This is a genomic window from Silvania confinis (assembly GCF_025564085.1).
GTDB classification, from domain to species: Bacteria; Pseudomonadota; Gammaproteobacteria; order Enterobacterales; family Enterobacteriaceae; genus Enterobacter; species Enterobacter confinis.
This window is the reverse complement of sequence record NZ_JAMGZJ010000054.1, coordinates 1-3,161: the sequence shown is the minus strand read 5'-3', so window position 1 is coordinate 3,161 and position 3,161 is coordinate 1. Positions and strand designations below refer to the sequence as shown.

Below are 3,161 nucleotides of genomic sequence, written 5' to 3'. Positions count from 1 at the left end.
TTGATGCCTGGCAGTTCCCTACTCTCGCATGGGGAGACCCCACACTACCATCGGCGCTACGGCGTTTCACTTCTGAGTTCGGCATGGGGTCAGGTGGGACCACCGCGCTAAAGCCGCCAGGCAAATTCTGTCTGTCAACACGTCTCACGACCTGTCGACTAATCTGTTATCAAGCTGAAAAATTCTGTCTCTTCACGCCAAAACAGCTTCGGCGTTGTAAGGTTAAGCCTCACGGTTCATTAGTACTGGTTAGCTCAATGCATCGCTGCACTTACACACCCAGCCTATCAACGTCGTAGTCTTCAACGTTCCTTCAGGACTCTCAAGGAGTCAGGGAGAACTCATCTCGGGGCAAGTTTCGTGCTTAGATGCTTTCAGCACTTATCTTTTCCGCATTTAGCTACCGGGCAATGCCATTGGCATGACAACCCGAACACCAGTGATGCGTCCACTCCGGTCCTCTCGTACTAGGAGCAGCCCCCCTCAATTCTCCAGCGCCCACGGCAGATAGGGACCGAACTGTCTCACGACGTTCTAAACCCAGCTCGCGTACCACTTTAAACGGCGAACAGCCGTACCCTTGGGACCTACTTCAGCCCCAGGATGTGATGAGCCGACATCGAGGTGCCAAACACCGCCGTCGATATGAACTCTTGGGCGGTATCAGCCTGTTATCCCCGGAGTACCTTTTATCCGTTGAGCGATGGCCCTTCCATTCAGAACCACCGGATCACTATGACCTGCTTTCGCACCTGCTCGAGCCGTCACTCTCGCAGTCAAGCTAGCTTATGCCATTGCACTAACCTCCTGATGTCCGACCAGGATTAGCTAACCTTCGTGCTCCTCCGTTACTCTTTAGGAGGAGACCGCCCCAGTCAAACTACCCACCAGACACTGTCCGCAACCCGGATTACGGGTCTACGTTAGAACACCAGCCATTAAAGGGTGGTATTTCAAGGTTGGCTCCACGAGAACTGGCGTCCTCGCTTCAAAGCCTCCCACCTATCCTACACATCAAGGACCAGTGTTCAGTGTCAAGCTATAGTAAAGGTTCACGGGGTCTTTCCGTCTTGCCGCGGGTACACTGCATCTTCACAGCGATTTCAATTTCACTGAGTCTCGGGTGGAGACAGCCTGGCCATCATTACGCCATTCGTGCAGGTCGGAACTTACCCGACAAGGAATTTCGCTACCTTAGGACCGTTATAGTTACGGCCGCCGTTTACCGGGGCTTCGATCAAGAGCTTCGCGTTGCCGCTAACCCCATCAATTAACCTTCCGGCACCGGGCAGGCGTCACACCGTATACGTCCACTTTCGTGTTTGCACAGTGCTGTGTTTTTAATAAACAGTTGCAGCCAGCTGGTATCTTCGACTGATTTCAGCTCCGTGAGCAAGTCACTTCACCTACCATCAGCGTGCCTTCTCCCGAAGTTACGGCACCATTTTGCCTAGTTCCTTCACCCGAGTTCTCTCAAGCGCCTTGGTATTCTCTACCTGACCACCTGTGTCGGTTTGGGGTACGATTTGATGTTACCTGATGCTTAGAGGCTTTTCCTGGAAGTGCGGCATTTGTTACTTCAGCACCGTAGTGCCTCGTCATCACACCTCAGCGTTGAATAAGCGTCCGGATTTACCTAAACGCTCCGCCTACATGCTTAAACCGGGACAACCGTCGCCCGGCTAACATAGCCCTCTCCGTCCCCCCTTCGCAGTAACACCGAGTACAGGAATATTAACCTGTTTCCCATCGACTACGCCTTTCGGCCTCGCCTTAGGGGTCGACTCACCCTGCCCCGATTAACGTTGGACAGGAACCCTTGGTCTTCCGGCGAGCGGGTTTTTCACCCGCTTTATCGTTACTTATGTCAGCATTCGCACTTCTGATACCTCCAGCAACCCTCACAGGCCACCTTCAACGGCTTACAGAACGCTCCCCTACCCAACAACGCATAAGCGTCGCTGCCGCAGCTTCGGTGCACAGTTTAGCCCCGTTACATCTTCCGCGCAGGCCGACTCGACCAGTGAGCTATTACGCTTTCTTTAAATGATGGCTGCTTCTAAGCCAACATCCTGGCTGTCTGTGCCTTCCCACATCGTTTCCCACTTAACTGTGACTTTGGGACCTTAGCTGGCGGTCTGGGTTGTTTCCCTCTTCACGACGGACGTTAGCACCCGCCGTGTGTCTCCCGTGATAACATTCTTCGGTATTCGTAGTTTGCATCGGGTTGGTAAGCCGGGATGGCCCCCTAGCCGAAACAGTGCTCTACCCCCGAAGATGAGTTCACGAGGCGCTACCTAAATAGCTTTCGGGGAGAACCAGCTATCTCCCGGTTTGATTGGCCTTTCACCCCCAGCCACAAGTCATCCGCTAATTTTTCAACATTAGTCGGTTCGGTCCTCCAGTTAGTGTTACCCAACCTTCAACCTGCCCATGGCTAGATCACCGGGTTTCGGGTCTATACCCTGCAACTTAACGCCCAGTTAAGACTCGGTTTCCCTGCGGCTCCCCTATACGGTTAACCTTGCTACAGAATATAAGTCGCTGACCCATTATACAAAAGGTACGCAGTCACCCCATAAAAGAGGCTCCCACTGCTTGTACGTACACGGTTTCAGGTTCTGTTTCACTCCCCTCGCCGGGGTTCTTTTCGCCTTTCCCTCACGGTACTGGTTCACTATCGGTCAGTCAGGAGTATTTAGCCTTGGAGGATGGTCCCCCCATATTCAGACAGGATACCACGTGTCCCGCCCTACTCTTCGAGTTCACAACAGGTGCATTTTGGTGTACGGGACTATCACCCTGTACCGCCGGACTTTCCAGACCGTTCCACTAACACACCTGCTGATTCAGACTCTGGGCTGTTCCCCGTTCGCTCGCCGCTACTGGGGGAATCTCGGTTGATTTCTTTTCCTCAGGGTACTTAGATGTTTCAGTTCCCCTGGTTCGCTTCGTTAAGCTATGTATTCACTTAACGATAGTGCAACGAATTGCACTGGGTTTCCCCATTCGGAAATCGTCGGTTATAACGGTTCATATCACCTTACCGACGCTTATCGCAGATTAGCACGTCCTTCATCGCCTCTGACTGCCTAGGCATCCACCGTGTACGCTTAGTCGCTTAACCTCACAACCCGAAGCTGTTTCGTAAAACAGTTCGT

2 rRNA genes are annotated in these 3,161 nt (G+C 52.8%); both read right to left on the bottom strand.

Annotation, left to right across the window (positions count from 1 at the left end):
• Positions 1–5: 5 nt before the first annotated feature.
• A 5S ribosomal RNA gene (gene rrf, locus M8013_RS00270) occupies positions 6–121 on the bottom strand.
• Positions 122–218: 97 nt separating this feature from the next.
• A 23S ribosomal RNA gene (locus tag M8013_RS00265) occupies positions 219–3,127 on the bottom strand.
• Positions 3,128–3,161: the final 34 nt, after the last annotated feature.